Origin of the sequence: Rhodopila sp., assembly GCF_965277165.1 — a bacterium.
In the GTDB taxonomy this organism is placed as follows: domain Bacteria; phylum Pseudomonadota; class Alphaproteobacteria; order Acetobacterales; family Acetobacteraceae; genus Rhodopila.
This window is the reverse complement of the sequence record NZ_CBDICE010000006.1, coordinates 26176-43241: the sequence shown is the minus strand read 5'-3', so window position 1 is coordinate 43241 and position 17066 is coordinate 26176. Positions and strand designations below refer to the sequence as shown.

Genomic DNA, 17066 nt, shown 5'->3' with positions numbered 1-17066 from the left:
GCCGCTCAGGTCACCCCAGATCGATCCACGACAGGTGGCCGCCCTTGCCGGCGCCGGTGTCCAGGAACACCGCGGTTCCACCCAGCGCACCATTTCGCATATACGGCCGGCCGTCGCTGCTGCGGCGATCGTGGCCGCAATAGACCGTCAACCCATCCGGGATCCGGTCCACCCAGCGCAGACTTCGCTCAGGGTAACCATCGGACTGCATGCGACCCGTCGGCTCCCCGTACAACGCCCGCGCCAGCGGCCCGTGCGGCCGGTCCAGCCCGTGTTCGGGCGATGGCTGTTGCAGCATCTCGGTGTGGAACCCGCCATGCACGAACAACGCCGAACCATCACGCAGCCAGGCCGGGGCCTCGGCGACCAGGCGCACCGTTTGTGCCTTCAGCGTATCGTCGAGCTGGCCGATGGTGGCCTGCACCACCGGATCGATCCGCACGTTATCGCCGGACAGCGCGCGCGCCAGCTTCAGATCGTGGTTACCCAGCAGGAACAGACCACGGCCGCGCTCCACCAGCGCAAACATCATGCGCAGCGTCGCCGCGCTGTCCGGGCCATGGTCCGCCAGGTCACCCAGCTGCACGATGAACCGGTCGGTGGCGATGGCGTAGGCGAAGCCCGTGGCATCACCATGCACGTCGCCGACGACTCGAACTTGCGCACCAGCAGGGATGGCGGGATTGGTCATCGAACTATCATGTAGATAGATCGAAATGGCCCACCATCCAGGCAATTGGTCGCGACCGCTGATTTCAGCCCGATGAACGAATATCCACGTATGCGCTGAGCGCGCGGTTTCGCCCCGCCGCGAGATCAACGATCGGGTTGGGATAGGTTTCGCCCAAAGTCACGCCGGCCGCCTCCAGCACCTCCGCCGGGGCTTGCCAGGGGGCATGCAAATGGCGGCTGTCCAACCGGCCCAGCTCGGGCACGAATTGGCGAACGTAGTCGCCGTCGGCATCGAATTTGCGGCCCTGCAGCACCGGATTGAAAATGCGGAAATACGGTGCGGCGTCGGCGCCGCAGCCAGCGACCCACTGCCAGTTGCCGGCGTTGCTGGCCAGGTCGGCATCGACCAGCGTGTCCCAGAACCAGGCCTCGCCGTCCTGCCAGGGGATCATCAAGTGCTTGATCAGAAAACTGGCGACGATCATCCGCACGCGGTTGTGCATCCAACCGGTCCGCCAAAGCTGGCGCATCCCGGCATCGACGATCGGCACGCCGGTGCGGCCCTGCTGCCAGGCCGCCAGCGCCGGCTTGTCGTCGCGCCACGGCATCTTGCCGAATTCCGGCTTCAGCGGCGCCTCCGGCAGGTCGGGATGGTGCCACAGCAGGTTGGCACAGAACTCCCGCCACAGCAGTTCGCGGATGAAGATCTCGCGGCCTTTGCCGCCGCTTCCCCGATGCGCCATGTGCCAGAGTTGAACAGGGGAGATTTCGCCGAAGTGCAGATGCGGCGACAGCATCGACGTGCCGTCCCCCGCCGGCCGATCACGCGCGGCGGCGTACCCCCGCAGGCCGTGTTCCAGGAACGCCTCGGCCCGTTGCATCGCACCCGTCTCGCCGGGCGTCCAGGTGTCGCGCAGACCGCTGGCCCAGTCTGGCTTGGCGGGCAGCAGGCCCCAGTCCTCCAGCCGCTCCGAGCGCGGCGGTTTGGCAGCCTTGATCGCGGTTGGCGCCGGCAGCGGCGACTTCGGCCCGCCCAGCGCCAGACAGGCGTTGGCGAACGGGGTATAAACGCCATAGGCGCCCCCGCTCTTGGTGCGCACCAGGTCGGGATGGAACAGCGTGGAGGTGCGCATGCGAGCCACCTTGCCGCCAAACGCCTCGGCCACCGCCTGGTCCACCCGGCGCGCCCACGGATCGCCGCTGCCGCCGGTGAAAAGGTCGGCCGCACCGGTCTGACCGGCAATTTCGCTAATGATCGCGATGCTGTCGCCGCGGCGCAGCGTCAGATGGCCGCCGCGCTCGGCCAGCGACTGGCGCAACGAGGTCAGGCTGTGGTGCAACCACCAGCGCGACGCGCCGCCCAATGCCCAGCGATCGGCGGCGGAATCGTCCAGGATGAACAGCGGCAGCAGCGGGCGCCCGGACTCGATGGCTGCATTCAGCGCGGCATGGTCGGCCAGCCGAAGGTCATTGCGAAACCAAAGGATGGCGGGGGAGGTTGTCGGCATCGGGCGGATGTGGGGACGCTTTCGCGCGCGTCCACATCGAGGGTCCACTCTCTCCGGCGATCCGTGCCCCCCGCCCCAGGGCGCCCGCCTCACATCGCGCGCAGCAGACCCAGGCGCCGAATCAGCCACGGCATCGTCAGACCCTGCACAAAGATGGAAAACGCCACGACCGCGAACGACACCACCAGGATCTCCTGCCGTTCCGCCAGATTGAACGGCAGCGCCAGTGCCAGCGCCAGCGCCAGCGCGCCGCGCAGCCCGCCCCAGACCAGCACGTGCTGATAGCGGGCATCGATCCTGGTGCGACTGCGGGCAAACAGCGCGGCAAGCGGATAGACCGCCAGCGCCCGCCCCAGCAGCACCAGCGCCACCGCGACCGCAGCCGCTCCGGCCATCGGCAGGATCGGCTGCCGCGCCTCGTTGCTGCCGATCAGAATGAACACCAAGGAATTCGCCAGGAACGCGGCGTATTCCCAGAACGCCAGCAGATGGGTTCGGCCGCCTTCCGAGATTGCGCGCATCCAGCCAACATTGCCGACCAGCAGCCCAGCGGTCAGCGACGCCAGCACACCCGACATATGGAAGTGTTCGGCGGTCAGGAACGATCCGTAGGCAGCGATCGTGGTCAACGTAATCTCGACCAGATGATCCTCGGTCCGCCACGCCAGCAGCAGAACCGCGCCAGCCACCGCAAGGCCGCATATGACGCCTCCGGCCACCGTGAACAGCAACGAACCGGCAATCGCCAGCGGCGTCATCGACGCTCCGGCGGCGATCGCGGCAATCAGCGAGAAGCCCACGGCGGCGGCGCCGTCATTCAACAGGCTCTCGGATTCGACGATCATGCTCAGCCGCGGCGCCACGTTCATTTCCCGGAACGCGGCGATGACCGAGACCGGGTCGGTGGCCGCGATCAGCACGCCAAACAACGCGGCGCCAGGCCAGGCCCAGCCGACGGTGTAGTGCATGCCCGCGGCGACACAGGCCGCGGCGATCACGACGCCCGGAAACGCCAGCCCGAGGGTCAGCGGAAGTTCCCGGCTAAACGCTGGCCATTTCAGTTGCAGCGCTGCCTCGAACACCAGCGGGGGCAGAAAAATGTTGAAGATCAAGTCACGCGTCAGCGGCAATTCCACCGTCTTCGGCAGCAATGCGAGGCCGATACCGGCGATCACCAGGCCGACGCTGTACGGCAGCCTGAGCCGACGCGATAACATGGCAACCACCGAAGCGATCAGCAAAAGTAGTCCCAGGCTGTAGATCGAGAAGTGTGGCAAGCGACCCTCCGATTTGCGGCCACGCCTTATCGAGTAAACCAGGCCCGCTGTCTGCGCCCGACCGATTTTTCGCCCGTCACCACGATGCCGGCGCATGGGATTGTCGGATGACGATGACGATTATTCATTCTATCGCGCCCGGCCCCCCCGATCACGAGCGCCGCTCGGTCTCCAGTCCCAGGTAGATCCGCTGCACGTCCTTGTCGTCGGCAAGCGCGGCGGCCGGTCCGTCCAGCACGGTGCGCCCAGTCTGCAGCACATAGGCGTAGTCGGCCACCTCCAGCGCCAGCTCGACAGCCTGCTCCGCCAGCAGCAGCGTCAGGCCCTCCTGCCGTAGCCGAGCCAGCGTCTGATACATCGACTCGATGACCGCCGGCGCCAGCCCCAGGCTTGGTTCGTCCAGCATCAGCAGCTTCGGGTCGCTCATCAACGCGCGCCCGGTCGCCAGCATCTGGCGCTCGCCGCCCGACAGCGTTCCGGCGCGCTGCCGGCGCCGTTCCGCCAGCCGGGGAAACAGCGTGAATACCCGATCCAGCAGCGCCGGCACGCGCCGCTTATCGGCCAGCACGGTGGCCCCCAGCCGCAGGTTCTGCTCCACGGTCTGCTGCACGAACAGCCGCCAGCCCTCGGGAGCCAGCGCCAGGCCAGAAGCAACGATGGCGAACGCCGGCGCGCCGGTGATCGCCCGCCCCTGCCAGGTCACACTGCCCCCGGCCGGCGGCACCAACCCGGCAATCGCGTTCAGCGTGGTGGTCTTTCCCGCGCCGTTCGACCCAAGCAGGGCGACCACGGCGCCCGCTGGCACCGCCAACGAGACGTCGCCGACCCCGACAAGATCACCATATCGGACCTGCAGCCCGGATACGCTGAGCAAGGGCACGCTGAGCAAGGGCACGGTCATCGGGCTTGGCCCACCCGTGTCATCGCCTGCCCAACCCGTGCCGGCGCCATCACATCCGCACCCGTTTCATATGGTGGCCGAGATAGGCGTCCACCACCGCGGGATCATCCACCACCGCCCGAGGCTTGCCCTGGGCGATGACCTTGCCTTGATGAAACACCACCGCCCGTTCCGCCAGCGACAGGATCACCTCCATGATGTGCTCGACGATGACGATGGTGATCCCCAGCCCCTGGATCCGACGCACCAGTTCGATCGCCAGCCGCACCTCAGCCGGAGTCAGCCCAGCCAGTGCCTCGTCCAGCAGCAACAGCCGCGGTTCGGTCGCCAGCGCCCGCGCGATCTCCAGCCGCTTGCGCCCCGGCGTTCCCAGCGACCGGGCCGGCGACCCGGCCACAGGCGCCAGACCGGTGAACGCCAGCACCTCCTGAGCTTTGCGCACCGCTTCGGCACGCCGCGGATAGCGCAGGAAGGCGCCGACCATGACATTTTCCACCACCGTCATGTCCTCGAACGTCACCGGCACCTGGAACGTCCGAGCCATGCCCAGCCTGGCGTGCGCCTCGGGGCTGGTCCGGGTGACGTCCTGATCGAGAAAGCGGATGCTCCCTGCCGTGGGTTCGGCATCACCGGCCAGGCAATTGAAGAACGTGCTCTTGCCAGCCCCGTTCGGCCCGATCAACCCGACGATCTCGCCTTCGGCCACATCTAGGTCGGCCGCATCCACCGCACGGAACGCGCCGAACGCCTTGACGATGCCGCGCGCTTCAAGGAACACGCACCACCCCCCTGGAAGCCCGACGCTCGGTCAACCCATCCCACAATGCCGCCACCCCGCCCGGCTGGAACCGCGCCACCAGCAGAATGATCGCGCCGTAGACGATGAAGGTGATGCCGGTGCCGCCGCCGCCGAACATCGCGTTGGTGGTTTCCTCCAGCGGGATCAGGATCACCGCGCCGACCAGCGGCCCGAACAGCGTCCCCGCCCCACCCAGTGCCGCGATGATCACCATCTTGATCGAGACCAGAAGACCCAGCGCGCTGTCCGGATCGATGAAGCCGACCATCACCGCATAGAGCGACCCCGCGATCGAGGTGAACCCCGCCGACAGCAGCAGCGCATACAGCTTATAGCGCAGCACCGGCACCCCCAGGCTGCTCGCCGCGCGGTCGCCGCCGCGGACCGCCGCCAGGTAATACCCCATCCGGCTGCGCTGCATTTGCCACGTCAGCGCCAGCAGCACCACCAGAACCGTCAGGAACAAATAGTGGTAGGGAATCGGGCTGATGAACGACAGGTCCCACCACCCGCGCGGCACCGGCGGCCCCATCAACCCCACCGCCGCCCCGGTCAGCGGCCAGTTGGCCACCAGAATGTGGAACAACTCGGCCGCCGCGATCGTCGCCATCGAGAAATAGTGCCCGCGCAGACGGAACGTCGGCGTGCCCACCAACGCCGAGATCGCCATCGAAACCACCACACCGATCGGCGCCCCCGCGATCGGCGGCCATCCCAACTTTGTATAGACAACTAGCGATGCATAGGCGCCGGCACCGAAATACACCGCATGCCCCACCGAGACCTGCCCGGCATAGCCTCCCAGCAGATTCCACGCCGAGGCCGAGATCGCCGCCAGCAACACCAGCGCCCCCACGCGCTGCAGGAACACGTCCTGCACCGCCAGCGGCCACGCGGCGATGGCCAGGAAAGCGATGACGATCAGCGGCCAGTTCCGCATCGCTCAGTTGGTTCCCAACAGGCCCTGCGGCCGCACCCACAGCACCACCAGGAACAGCGCATAGACCACCACATCCTGATAGACCGCGCCGATCAGGTAGGCCGACAGCGCCTGGATCACGCCAATGCCCAGACCGGCGATCAACGCCCCCGGCACGCTGCCGAAGCCACCCAGGCAGACCACGACGAAGGCGATCAGCGACAGCGATTCGCCCACCGTGGGGGAGATATAGAAGAACAGTGCGATCAGCGCCCCGGCCACCCCGGTCGAGGCCCCCCCGATGCCCCATGCGATCGCCTGCATGCGGTCCGGCCGGATGCCCATCAGCATGGCCGCGCTGCGGTCTTCGGCCACCGCCAGCAGGCGGCTGCCCAAGGCGGTTCGGGTCAGCACCAGATGCATGCCGGCGGTAATGACGAGCGCCAATACGCCCCCCAGCAGCCGCGACGCCTCGATCCGCAGACCGCCGATGGCGAACGTGCCGCCGACCAGATTGTCCGGCAGCGAGACGAAATTGGCGGTGAACGCCCAGAACGCGGCATAGCGCAGCACCAGCGCCAGCCCGAACGTGCCTAGGATCTGCGCCAGCATCGGGCCCTTGGCGACATGGCGGATCAGCCCGAGATAGACCACGACACCCAGCACGAACATCAGCGCCGCCGCGCCAGGAATAAAGAAGATCGGCCCCAGCTTCAATAAAGTGAAAGCGAAGAACGCCGCATACATCGCCAGCATGACAAAGTCGCCGTGGGCGAAGTTGACCACGTTCATCATGCCCCAGATCAGCGTCAATCCCGAGGAAAACAGAGCGTACACCGATCCCATCAGCAGGCCGCTGACCACCACCTGCAGCAGGATCACTGGGTTAAGCCCCCCTGGTTTGCCAGCCGCTATGATGAAGGATGACGAGTGTGGCGACAAGCCATTCGCGCGCGCCACAAAACACCGCGTCAGTGGCCATTTAATATGATCACGTCATTGTTGCTTTATTGGCAAAACCATCTTCGCCAAATTCGGCAACGAGGCGACATGGTGTGTCCTGCCGTCGTCTCGCGGGTTGTGGTGGCCCAGGCTCGGAAAGACCGCTCGAAGGCGCATTGCCCGCTCGGGCGGTCTTTTCGTGCCCACAGGCGATGAACATCGCACCGCATCCTGTGTATGCTATCCGCGGTCGAAACCCGCTGCCCGGATAGGAATGCCGCCCTGATGGTCCTGCCCGCCGAGTTCTCCCTGATCGCCCGCCACTTCCGTCCGCTAGCCGGCCCCGGCGCACTGGACCTGCGCGACGACGCAGCACTACTGACCCCGCCGCCCGGACGCGACCTGGTGCTGACCGCCGACGCCATGGTGGGCGGTGTGCATTTCCTAGCCGACGATCCCGCCGACCTGGTCGGGCGCAAGCTGCTGCGAGTGAACCTGTCCGACCTCGCCGCCAAGGGCGCGACGCCGTTGGGCTACCTGATGACCGTCTCGACCCCCAAGGACACGCCGGACACATGGTTTGCCTCCTTCGCGGCCGGACTCGCCCAGGACCAGGCGCATTACGCCGTCACCCTGCTCGGCGGCGATACAACATCCACGCCCGGGCCGATTTCGCTGTCGCTGACCATCATCGGCCACGTCGCGCCAGGCGAGGCAGTCCACCGCTTCGGCGCATCGGCCGGCGATGAAATCTGGGTAACCGGCACGATCGGCGACGGTGCCCTGGGACTGGCCGCGGCGCACAGCCGCCTCGCCGACCCGACCGGATTTCTGTTGGACCGCTACCGCCTGCCGCAACCGCGGGTCGGGCTGGCGCTGGCCGGCGTCGCTTCGGCCGCGATGGATGTTTCCGACGGGCTGGTGCAGGACCTTGGACACCTTTGCGGCGCCAACCGGCTGGCGGCCGAGATCTTCGCCGATCAGGTGCCGCTATCCGATGCGGCCCGCGCAGCCGGGGCGGATTGGCTGGAAACCTGCCTCACCGGAGGCGACGATTACGAGCTGCTGCTGGCAGTCCCGCCCACCCGCGCCGACAAGCTACGAGCGGCGGCGGCGGCGCGCGCCATCCCGCTCACCCGGATCGGCCACTTCCATTCCGGCCCGGCCGAGGTCATGGTGCGCCAGGCAGGCGGAGAACCGCTTGCTCTGAAACAGCGGGGCTGGAGTCACTTCTAGAGTGCGATCGCTTTTGGTGGCATTAGCAAACGCGTGAGTCGCTCTCTCGAACAATGAGCAAAGCATTATCGTTCAGTCTGAACCGACAATGCTCCGGCCGAAACTGCGCGTTCGAGAGGTTAGACCGGCTGCAATGAACAAGAATGTCTGGCTGCTGTTCGCCTGTCAGGCGCTGACCAGCGCGGTGATGTCGGGGCAGACCGTGATGGCCTCGCTGGTCGGCTACAAGCTGTCCGGCACCGCGCTGAACACTTTGCCAATCGCGATCCAGATGGTCGCGGTGATGGCCGCCTCGGTGGTCGCCGGCTATGCCTTCCCCCGCTTCGGCCGGCGCGGCGGATTCTGGCTGGGCTGCGCGATTATGATGTGCGGCAGCATGACCTTCGCACTGGGCATCTACACCGGGAATTTCGTCATTTACTGCCTGGGCGCGATCCCCGCAGGACTGGGCTTCGGCATCGCCCAGCACCTGCGCTTCGCCGCGGCCGAGGTCGCCGATCCGCACGCTAAGGCCCGAGCCATCTCGCTGGTGCTGGCGGGCGGCGTGGTGGCGGCCATCATCGGGCCCGAGGTGGTGAAGCGCACCAACGCGCTGATCCCGGACGACGTGTTCCTGGCCACATATCTTTGTCTGCTGGTGCTGCCGGTGATCACCGCGGTCCTGCTCAGCTTCGTGCGGGTCCCGCCGGCGCCGATCAGATCGAGCGTTCCGGTGCCGTTCCGCGCGATCTTCGCCCGGCCCGACTTCGTCACCGCGGTGGTCAGCTCGCTGGTCGGCTACGGCACGATGATCCTGGTGATGGCGTCAACCCCGCTGCAAATGCTGATGTGCGGCCTCGGCGTCGGCGCCAGTGCGGACGTGATCCGAGTGCACTCGATCGCGATGTATTTGCCCGGTTTCGTCACCGGGCGGCTGATCCAGAAATTCGGCGTGCACCAGATCATCATCGCCGGCGGCGTGCTGACACTGGGCTGCGTGGCGGTGAATGTTTACCAGCCGCCGCTGCTTGCAACCTTCATGATCGCCCTGGGGCTGCTCGGCCTGGGATGGAATTTCATGTTCGTCGGTGGGACGACGATCCTGACCACGGCGTATGCACCCGAGGAACGGGTCCGGGTGCAGGCAACCCACGATTTCATCGTGTTCGGCAGCGTCGCGCTGACCGCGGTGACCTCGGGCGCGGTGCAGGCGACCGCGGGCTGGGAAGCGTTGAACCTGACCGCCGTGCCCCCGGTGCTGATCGCGTTTGCCGTGGTCGGCTGGCACTGGGTGGCGCGATCCCGTCCGGCGGTGCTCAGACCATCAACATTCTGACCAGGCCAGGGCACCGCGGCAAGTTGTTCCGTATTCGGTTTACGCCTGATCTGCCCCTTGAACACCCGAGGCGAAGCATGAACCCATACCTTGCTGATATCGTGGTCTAGGCAGAGCGCCCAGGTGAGCTCCGGCTCCGCCGCGCGGCCGGCAACCTGGTCAATGACGCGCAAGGCGATATCGCCCGCGACGCGTCGCCACCACCGGTCAGGCCAGGAACTGCGCCAGCGCGACATAGGCGCCGAGCAGCCCGACGATGGTGGCAACGACCTCTATATAGATCCGCATCTGAAGCCTCCGTCTGACAGTCCGGCGATGCTATCGTCGGTTGGCTCGCCGGTTCTGTGACCTGCGCCACAGCACAGAGGTAATCCCGCCTGGTGTCGGAATCTGGGGCGGCCAGCGGTATGATTAAGGCGGCACGCCACACCAAGGCCGCGTTTCAGGTCGCCGGCCGCGAGCTAAAGCCTGATATCGCGGCCGCCAGGACGTTCAAGGCGCAAGCATCAGGCGAGCAAAAAACTCAGCCGCCAAGCGTGGCATAGACCGCGGTCTCGAAACCCTCGAACGCCCGCACAGCCTTGGCATCATAGAACGGCAGCACCTGGGTCGCGTACACCCCCGCCACCTGACGCTTCGGATCGATCCAGTAATAGGAATTGGCCATCCCCGCCCAGGACAGGCTGCCGGCCGAACGCCCGGTCGGCAATGGCTCCGGGTTGATCAGGAAACTCAGGCCCCACTGCATGCCGTCGACGAAATCGACGTCGTTGCTCGCCGCCGGCACCGCGGTCTTCATCGGATTACACACCAACGCACCCATCGCGTTCGCCGACATCGCCGCCACCGTCTCCGGCCGCAGGATCCGCGCGCCGTCCAGGCGCCCGTCATGCAGGATCATTTGCGCGAACTTCAAATAATCCCCCGCAGTCGAATACAGCCCGCCGCCGCCCATATGGAATTCCGGCTCCTGCGGGATTTCGGTATCCGTCGATACCAATCCATCAGCGGTCCTGGCGTGGATTTTCGCCAGCCGCCGACGCTGCGCCTCGCCGATCTTGAAGCCGGTGTCGGTCATGCCCAACGGCGTGAAGATGTGATCCTGCATATACTGGGCCAGGGTTTGCCCCGATACCGCCTCGACCGCCTTGCCGGCGAAGTCAACGCCGATGCCGTACTCCCATTTCTCGCCCGGATCGGCCGTCAGCGGCAGCGCCAACGCCGCGTTCCGGCACGTGGTAATGGCGGGGGTTCCGGTCGCCTGCACGTACCGCCCGATTCCGGCGTTCCACATCTCATAGGCGTGGCCCGAGGTATGGGTCAGCAGATGGCGCAGCGTGATCGACCGCCTCGGAGCCCGCAACCGAGGCGCGCCCTGCGCGTCGAAGCCGTCCAGAACCTGCACCCGGCCCAAATCGGGCAGCACCTCGGCGATGTCCCGGTCCAGCGACAGCCTGCCCTGCTCGACCAATTGCATGGCACAGGCCGCGGTGACCGCCTTGGTCATCGAGGCGATCCAGACCACCGTATCGGTGGTCATCGGCACGCCGGTCGCCAGATCGCGCGTGCCGAACGCCGCCTCGAACATCACCCCGTCGGCGTCGGCCGCCGCCGCGACCACCCCCGGCACGTCACCGGCGTCAGCCGCCTGGCGCAGCGGGGCAGCGATCCTGCTTGTATCGACCATGGTTTCCTCCGATTTTTTTGTTTGTTGGGCCGCCACAACAAGCCCAATAGCGGCGTAAAAACGCAGTCATACGGAGCCTAAACCGGTTCGCCACCGGACGCCAAGGCGACCGACCGCCTCGACGCCGGCACAAACACAGCGGCAAACGCGATACGGGGTAAAAGCGTCAGCCGACTCCGGACGCCCGATCCCGCAGCGCGTCTCCCACGCGCTGAATGACACCCTTCCAGTCGCCCGGACTGCTCTGACGGAACTGCCGCATGCTGGGATACCAAGGGCTATCATCGCGGTGCATCAGCCAGCGCCAACACGAATCGAACCTGTTCAGCAACCAAACCGGCCGGCCCAGCGCGCCTGCCAGATGAACCACGGCGGTATCCACCGCGATCACCAGATCGAGGCCCGCGATCAGATCGGCCGTATCACTCCAGTCGGTCAGCCGGTCCGAAACGTCCCGCAAGTTGACCCAATCGGGCAGACACTCCATCTGCCCCGCCGGAGGTCCAAGCTGCAACGATACGAAACTGCACCCACTAACCTCCAGCAGCGGCACCATGTCGGCCAGGCGCATCGACCGGCGCTGGTCGATTGCCACCGCATGAGGTTGCGCGGTCCGCGATTTGCCGGCCCACACCAGGCCGACCTTCATTCCCGGACAGGCCGCCAGGAAATCGGCCCAACGGCCCGGATCGGCCCGCAGATAGGATCGCGGCGCCGGGATCGTCGCCAGCGTCGTGCCGAACGCGGCCGGCAGGCTCAGCAGCGGGCTGTGATAGTCGAACGCCGGAAGCAGCGCGTCATCCTCGCACCGCACCTCGGCCACCCCGTCCAGCGTCGTCATCAGCCGGCGCAGCGGCTTCGGCACCACTAGCACGACGCGCCCGCCCGCCGCCGCGACCATCGGAGCGTAACGGCAGAACTGCAGCGTATCGCCGAACCCCTGCTCCGCGTACAGCAGCACCGTCTCACCGTTCAGCGCCTGGCCGCTCCAGCGCGGTTGTCGCAACGCCGGCGCCGGCCCACCCATCGCCTCGACCTGCCAGCGCGCCTCGTATTCCCGCCAACCCTCTTCCATCCGGCCCATCAGCAGCAACGCCAGCGCCAGGTTGGCACGCGCCTCCGGGTTTTCGGGACGCGCCACCAGGGCTTCCCGACAGCACAGTTCCGCCTCCTCGGGACGCATCCGCTGCAGCAGCGCCAGCGCCAGGTTGCTGTTGCCCCGCGCCGGGTCCACCCCAAGCGCCAGCGCGCCGCGGAACAGCGCCTCAGCCTGCTCCAGATCATTCAGGATATGCCGGGTCGAGCCCAGGTTCAGCATCGCGTTGGGATACTCGGCGCGCAGCCGCAGCGCCGCCCGGAAGCAATTCTCCGCCTCCGCGACATGCCCCATCGCGTAGTGCGCCATGCCCAGATTGTTGTGCGAATCCGCACAGTCGGGATCGAGCCGCAGCGCCTGGCGCTGGCACGACAGCGCCTCCTCCGCCCGGCCCTGCGTCAGCGCCGCCAGCCCCAGATTGATACAGGCCTCCTTGAACGCCGGATCGAGTGCGACGGCTCGGTGGTAGAACGGCTCCGCCTCCTGCACCCGGTTATGCAGGTGCAGGTGGAACCCGTGATTGTGTTCGGCTTGTGCGGCAGCGCGGATCATACCGCCGCAAGTTGTGTGGACTTAAATCCTAGACAAGACCTCGTGGTGGAATTTTTTCATGTCAGCGGCGGATTTCGTTGTATCCCGGCCTTCAAAGTCGAAATCCAACGCGGTGACCCCGATCGCACGCACCGCGGTGATGTCCTCGATGGTGTCGGCCACCGAACCGGTGAACAGTTTCCGATGCCCGTCGGTCGCCGCCGGACCCGGCTGGCCGTGCCGCTTGACGCGATAAACCACGCCCATGGCGGCGGGATCGCGGCCCGCCGCCCGGGTCAGCTCGCGGATGCGACCGATGCCGGCGGTCAGCCTGGGCAGCGTATCCAGCAGATGGGCGTTGTTGCTGCCGATCGGATACCAGGCATCGCCGATCCTGGCGGCTCGGCGCATCGACGGGCCGCTCTCGCCGCCGACCCAGATCGGCGGATGCGGCTTCTGCAGCGGCTTCGGGTCGGTCAGCAGCCCATCAATGTGGACGTATTTGCCGTGAAACACTGGCCGCTCCTGCGTCCAGATGACACGCATCGCGTCCAGATACTCGTCCGTCACCGCGCCACGCTCAGCGAACGGTGTGGTCGACACCGCATCCAGCTCCAGCTTCAGCCAGCCGGCCCCGATACCCACCACCAGGCGCCCGCCGGACAGCACGTCGATCGTCGTCAGCATCTTCGAGGTCACTACCGCCGGCCGGTGCGGCACCACCATCACCGCCAGCACGATGCGGATTTTGCTGGTCTTGGCCGCCACCCAGGCGGCGGTGGTGAGTTGCTCCACCCGGTGGCCCGGATCGGGCGTGTAGAACTCCCCGGTGGTTGAGTACGGATAGCCCGGCGTGCTGGTATCGGGCAGCGCGATATGGTCAGTCAGGGTCAGGTAGTCGAAGCCCAGCGATTCACCCAGTTGGGCGATGTTGGCGATGACCTCGGCCGAGGCCATCGGCCCGCTGACCGGCAGGTTGAAGCCGATTTGCATGGTGGTTCCCTCTCTCGGGCAAAGACCTCGTAACAGCGCGACGACAACCGTACGGCGCGACGCCGGTTCGACCACGGATTTCCGCCCGATTCAAACCGGCCCAGTTGCGCGATCACGCCGGATCGGCAGGATGCACCCGATGACCGAACCGATCACCCTGCGCGCCGCCATCGCGGACTATCCCCATGTCCGGGCGATCAAGCAGGGCGCAGTGGCATCCGAACGCGTTCGCTTCGACTTCGAGGAAGTCCCCCTTATCACCCGCGCCTTCCGCCGCATGGTCCGCACGCTCGATTTTGACCTGTGCGAGATCGCCCTGACCACGCTGGCCCAGGCCCACGCCTTCGGCAAACCGATCAAGGCGCTGCCGATCGTCTTGATGCGCGGCTTTCATCACGCCGCGCTGGTCTGCCCGGCGCAGTCCGCGATCCGCCACCCGGCCGATCTGCTCGGCAAACGAATCGGCGTGCGGGCATGGTCGCAGACCACCGGGGTCTGGGTGCGCGGCATCCTGCTCGACGAATACGGCGTCGATCACCGCGACATCACCTGGCTGACCGACGAAGACGCCCACGTCCAGGAATACACCGACCCGCCCAATGTGCATCGCATTGCCCCCGGCGCCGACCTCAAGGCGATGCTGCAAGCTGGCGAAATCGACGCCGCGATCGCTCTGCCCGGACTCGATCCTTCGGCGGTGCGACCAGTGATCGCCGACCCGATGGCGGCGGCGTCGGCCTGGTTCCGCCGGACCGCAGCCTATCCGGTTAACCATCTGCTGTGCCTGCGCGCCGACTTGGTGCGCGCGCACCCCTGGCTGCCGGACGAACTGATGCGGCTGTTCACCGCCGCCAAGGCCGCCGCCACCGAAACCAGCGCCGAGGCTCGGTTCAATACAATTGTCGGGACAAACGTTCTGCCATACGGACTTGAAGAGAACCGGACCGGCATCGAACTGTGCCTCCGTTACGCCGAAGAACAAAAACTGCTGCCGCGAAGCTACTCGATCGAGGAAATTTTCGCATGATGGGAAGCCACCCATGACCGACCTGCCAAAACGCGTCCAGATCCACGAAGAAGGCCCACGCGAGGGTTTCCAGATCGAACCCGGACCGATCGCAACAGCCGACAAGGTTCGCTTCTGCGAGGCCCTGGCCGAAACCGGCCTGCGCGACGTGCAGTGCGTCTCCTTCGTCGATCCGCGCCGCGTCCCCGGCATGGCCGACGCCGCCGACGTCGCGCAGTCCATCCGCCGGCGCCCCGACGTGGCCTACACCGCCATCGCGCTGAACCTGCGCGGCTATGAACGCGCCATCCAGACGCCATTGCACATCGCCAGCGACCTGCAAATGAGCGCCTCGAACACGTTCTCGATCCGTAACACAAACAAGGACAACGCCGAAACGCTGGCCGAACAGCGCCGCCAACTGGAATTCTTCCGCGACCGCCAGATACCAGTCGAATCAGCCATCGTGATGACCGCGTTCGGCTGCAACTTCGAAGGCGCCATCGCCCCCGAAACCGTGCGCGACTGCGTCGCCTCGCTGCTCGCTTTGGCCGACGATTTCGGCATCACCCTCGATCGGGTGCGACTGGCCGATACCGTCGGCTGGGCGTCACCGGCATCGATCGAACGCGTCGTCGGCATCGTCCGCGACCGCTATCCGGCGCTGCGCCTGGCGCTGCATCTGCACGACACCCGCGGCACCGGCCTGGCCAACGCGCTGACCGGCCTGCGCATGGGCATCGATAGCTTCGATAGTTCGTGCGCCGGCCTCGGCGGCTGCCCGTTCGCCGGCCACAAGGGCGCGGCCGGAAACATCTGCACCGAGGACCTGGTGTTCATGTGCCAGGAAATGGGCATCGAAACCGGCATCGACCTCGACGCCCTGATCGACTGCGCCCGCCTGGCCGAGGATATCGTCGGCCATCCGCTGCCCGGCAAGATCATGCACGGCGGCAGCCTGTCCAAATACCGCAACCACCAGGGACCAAGCGCATGAACGATGTGCTGATCGAAAAGCGCGGCATCGTGCAGTGGATCACCATCGATCGCGAGGCCCGCCGCAACGCCATCAACGATGCCGTCACCGACGCCATCGCCGCCGGCCTCGGCGCAGCGTCGGCCGATCCCCACATCCGCGCGGTCGTGCTCACCGGCGCCGGCGACAAGGCGTTCTGCGCCGGGGCCGACCTGGCCGCCGGCTCCGGCTCGTTCAAATACGACTACTCGAAAGTCGGGCTGTCCTTCGTCAAGCTGATGAAGCAGGCCCGCGACCTCACCCTGCCGCTGATCGCCCGGGTCAACGGCCACGCCATGGCCGGCGGCCTGGGGCTGATCGGCATGTGCGACATGGCGATCAGTGTCGAGACCGCCCGCTTCGGCATGCCGGAGGTCAAGATCGGCATCTTCCCGATGCAGATCATGGCAGTCCTCCAACGCCTGATTCCCCCCCGCAAACTATACGAGATGGCGCTGACCGGAGAACCGATCGACGCTGCCGAGGCGCTCCGGATCGGGTTGCTGAACTACGTCGTTCCCCCCGCCGAACTCGATGCCAAATTGGACTGGCTGCTGTCCCGGCTACTTGACAAAAGCCCGACAGCGATCCGTCGCGGCAAATACGCGATGCGCACCACCGAGCAGTTGAATTTCGACCAATCAGCGGTGTTTATGGAGGCGCAGATCGGCACCCTGGCACTAACCGAGGACGCCGCCGAGGGACGCGCCGCATTCATCGAAAAACGCGCCCCCATCTGGCCGGGACGATGACGAAAATACCAAAGCAAGGTCATGGAAGATAGCCGCGTTGCGTCATCGGTTTGCACCGGGCCGCCCTTGGCTGACCCGCCATCATGGAACTGATCGCTCGGCTCCTTCTCGTGGCCTTCCGCCACAGCATCAAGGAACCCAACCGCGAAAATGGACTTGTCCGAGTAGCGATGATCGCCGGCCCGGACATCGACCCGAATGCCTTGCACGCGGTCCTCGATCGAGCGCTCGCCGACGGCTATATCCACGATCCCGTTCAATTGCTGCCGGGCGCGCTGCAATGTCATTGGCATCTCGAACTTACGCCACAAGGGGTAGACCAAGTCCTCGGGTTACTTCTGAAACACGGCAAAACCGCCGAACTATTACTTGCCGACACCACTGACGACCCTTGAATCTGTGCTCGGCACTCAGAAG

At 66.2% G+C, this 17066-nt stretch carries 16 protein-coding genes; 6 read left to right on the top strand and 10 right to left on the bottom strand.

The window, feature by feature from the left end; translation table 11 throughout:
* Nucleotides 1-10: 10 nt before the first annotated feature.
* The 7 genes from ACQY4Y_RS11820 to ACQY4Y_RS11790 all read right to left on the bottom strand — a co-directional run bounded on the left by ACQY4Y_RS11820 (nt 11) and on the right by ACQY4Y_RS11790 (nt 6958).
* Complete coding sequence (locus ACQY4Y_RS11820; RefSeq protein WP_428490818.1) at nt 11-691, bottom strand: metallophosphoesterase; 681 nt, start codon at nt 689-691, stop codon at nt 11-13.
* Between the two features lie 64 nt (nt 692-755).
* Entirely contained in the window at nt 756-2180 is a 1425-nt protein-coding gene (locus ACQY4Y_RS11815; RefSeq protein ID WP_428490817.1) for a cryptochrome/photolyase family protein, read from the bottom strand.
* 89 nt (nt 2181-2269) lie between these two features.
* The gene (locus ACQY4Y_RS11810; protein WP_428490816.1) at nt 2270-3457 is read right to left on the bottom strand and encodes a cation:proton antiporter; all 1188 of its coding nucleotides are present in this window, start codon (nt 3455-3457) and stop codon (nt 2270-2272) included.
* A gap of 151 nt (nt 3458-3608) precedes the next feature.
* Nucleotides 3609-4358: an ABC transporter ATP-binding protein gene (locus ACQY4Y_RS11805; RefSeq protein ID WP_428490815.1), complete on the bottom strand. Its 750-nt coding sequence runs from the start codon at nt 4356-4358 to the stop codon at nt 3609-3611.
* A 49-nt stretch (nt 4359-4407) separates the two neighbouring features.
* Nucleotides 4408-5136, bottom strand: a complete 729-nt coding sequence (locus ACQY4Y_RS11800) for an ABC transporter ATP-binding protein (RefSeq protein ID WP_428490814.1) — start codon at nt 5134-5136, stop codon at nt 4408-4410.
* Nucleotides 5126-6097 carry a branched-chain amino acid ABC transporter permease gene (locus ACQY4Y_RS11795; protein ID WP_428490813.1) on the bottom strand — a complete coding sequence of 324 codons (972 nt, stop codon included), beginning with the start codon at nt 6095-6097 and terminating at the stop codon, nt 5126-5128. Before ACQY4Y_RS11795 ends, ACQY4Y_RS11800 begins: the two co-directional genes overlap by 11 nt.
* A 3-nt stretch (nt 6098-6100) precedes the next feature.
* Nucleotides 6101-6958, bottom strand: coding sequence for a branched-chain amino acid ABC transporter permease (locus tag ACQY4Y_RS11790; protein WP_428490812.1), 858 nt, complete (start codon nt 6956-6958; stop codon nt 6101-6103).
* A gap of 345 nt (nt 6959-7303) precedes the next feature.
* On the opposite strand from ACQY4Y_RS11790, the gene thiL reads away from it, so the two are divergent.
* Together thiL and ACQY4Y_RS11780 are read left to right on the top strand one after the other, a co-directional pair.
* The gene (gene thiL, locus ACQY4Y_RS11785; protein ID WP_428490811.1) at nt 7304-8254 is read left to right on the top strand and encodes a thiamine-phosphate kinase; all 951 of its coding nucleotides are present in this window, start codon (nt 7304-7306) and stop codon (nt 8252-8254) included.
* A gap of 133 nt (nt 8255-8387) precedes the next feature.
* On the top strand, nt 8388-9569 hold the full coding sequence (locus tag ACQY4Y_RS11780) for an MFS transporter (protein ID WP_428490810.1): 1182 nt from the start codon (nt 8388-8390) through the stop codon (nt 9567-9569).
* A gap of 523 nt (nt 9570-10092) precedes the next feature.
* Here ACQY4Y_RS11780 and ACQY4Y_RS11775 read toward each other — a convergent pair.
* The 3 genes from ACQY4Y_RS11775 to ACQY4Y_RS11765 all read right to left on the bottom strand — a co-directional run bounded on the left by ACQY4Y_RS11775 (nt 10093) and on the right by ACQY4Y_RS11765 (nt 13876).
* Nucleotides 10093-11256 carry a serine hydrolase domain-containing protein gene (locus ACQY4Y_RS11775; RefSeq protein WP_428490809.1) on the bottom strand — a complete coding sequence of 388 codons (1164 nt, stop codon included), beginning with the start codon at nt 11254-11256 and terminating at the stop codon, nt 10093-10095.
* A gap of 166 nt (nt 11257-11422) precedes the next feature.
* Entirely contained in the window at nt 11423-12904 is a 1482-nt protein-coding gene (locus ACQY4Y_RS11770; protein WP_428490808.1) for a tetratricopeptide repeat protein, read from the bottom strand.
* A 21-nt stretch (nt 12905-12925) separates the two neighbouring features.
* A complete protein-coding gene (locus ACQY4Y_RS11765) occupies nt 12926-13876 on the bottom strand; it encodes a TIGR03619 family F420-dependent LLM class oxidoreductase (RefSeq protein ID WP_428490807.1) in 951 nt (316 codons plus the stop codon).
* Between the two features lie 139 nt (nt 13877-14015).
* Here ACQY4Y_RS11765 and ACQY4Y_RS11760 point away from each other — a divergent pair, with 139 nt between their 5' ends.
* From ACQY4Y_RS11760 to ACQY4Y_RS11745, 4 genes are all read left to right on the top strand, one after another.
* Complete coding sequence (locus tag ACQY4Y_RS11760) at nt 14016-14903, top strand: ABC transporter substrate-binding protein (protein ID WP_428490806.1); 888 nt, start codon at nt 14016-14018, stop codon at nt 14901-14903.
* Nucleotides 14904-14916: 13 nt separating this feature from the next.
* Nucleotides 14917-15879: a hydroxymethylglutaryl-CoA lyase gene (locus tag ACQY4Y_RS11755; RefSeq protein ID WP_428490805.1), complete on the top strand. Its 963-nt coding sequence runs from the start codon at nt 14917-14919 to the stop codon at nt 15877-15879.
* Complete coding sequence (locus tag ACQY4Y_RS11750; protein WP_428490804.1) at nt 15876-16649, top strand: enoyl-CoA hydratase/isomerase family protein; 774 nt, start codon at nt 15876-15878, stop codon at nt 16647-16649. The genes ACQY4Y_RS11755 and ACQY4Y_RS11750 overlap by 4 nt, the downstream gene beginning before the upstream one ends.
* Before the next feature lie 83 nt (nt 16650-16732).
* On the top strand, nt 16733-17044 hold the full coding sequence (locus tag ACQY4Y_RS11745) for a hypothetical protein (protein WP_428490803.1): 312 nt from the start codon (nt 16733-16735) through the stop codon (nt 17042-17044).
* Nucleotides 17045-17066 lie beyond the last annotated feature (22 nt).

Coding starts and splice junctions, on each gene's coding strand:
- ACQY4Y_RS11820 (WP_428490818.1), bottom strand. CDS start 691: ATGACCAATCCCGCCATCCCTGCTGGTGCGCAAGTTCGAGTCGTCGGC.
- ACQY4Y_RS11815 (WP_428490817.1), bottom strand. CDS start 2,180: ATGCCGACAACCTCCCCCGCCATCCTTTGGTTTCGCAATGACCTTCGG.
- ACQY4Y_RS11805 (WP_428490815.1), bottom strand. CDS start 4,358: ATGACCGTGCCCTTGCTCAGCGTGCCCTTGCTCAGCGTATCCGGGCTG.
- ACQY4Y_RS11795 (WP_428490813.1), bottom strand. CDS start 6,097: ATGCGGAACTGGCCGCTGATCGTCATCGCTTTCCTGGCCATCGCCGCG.
- thiL (WP_428490811.1), top strand. CDS start 7,304: ATGGTCCTGCCCGCCGAGTTCTCCCTGATCGCCCGCCACTTCCGTCCG.
- ACQY4Y_RS11780 (WP_428490810.1), top strand. CDS start 8,388: ATGAACAAGAATGTCTGGCTGCTGTTCGCCTGTCAGGCGCTGACCAGC.
- ACQY4Y_RS11775 (WP_428490809.1), bottom strand. CDS start 11,256: ATGGTCGATACAAGCAGGATCGCTGCCCCGCTGCGCCAGGCGGCTGAC.
- ACQY4Y_RS11770 (WP_428490808.1), bottom strand. CDS start 12,904: ATGATCCGCGCTGCCGCACAAGCCGAACACAATCACGGGTTCCACCTG.
- ACQY4Y_RS11765 (WP_428490807.1), bottom strand. CDS start 13,876: ATGCAAATCGGCTTCAACCTGCCGGTCAGCGGGCCGATGGCCTCGGCC.
- ACQY4Y_RS11760 (WP_428490806.1), top strand. CDS start 14,016: ATGACCGAACCGATCACCCTGCGCGCCGCCATCGCGGACTATCCCCAT.
- ACQY4Y_RS11755 (WP_428490805.1), top strand. CDS start 14,917: ATGACCGACCTGCCAAAACGCGTCCAGATCCACGAAGAAGGCCCACGC.
- ACQY4Y_RS11750 (WP_428490804.1), top strand. CDS start 15,876: ATGAACGATGTGCTGATCGAAAAGCGCGGCATCGTGCAGTGGATCACC.
- ACQY4Y_RS11745 (WP_428490803.1), top strand. CDS start 16,733: ATGGAACTGATCGCTCGGCTCCTTCTCGTGGCCTTCCGCCACAGCATC.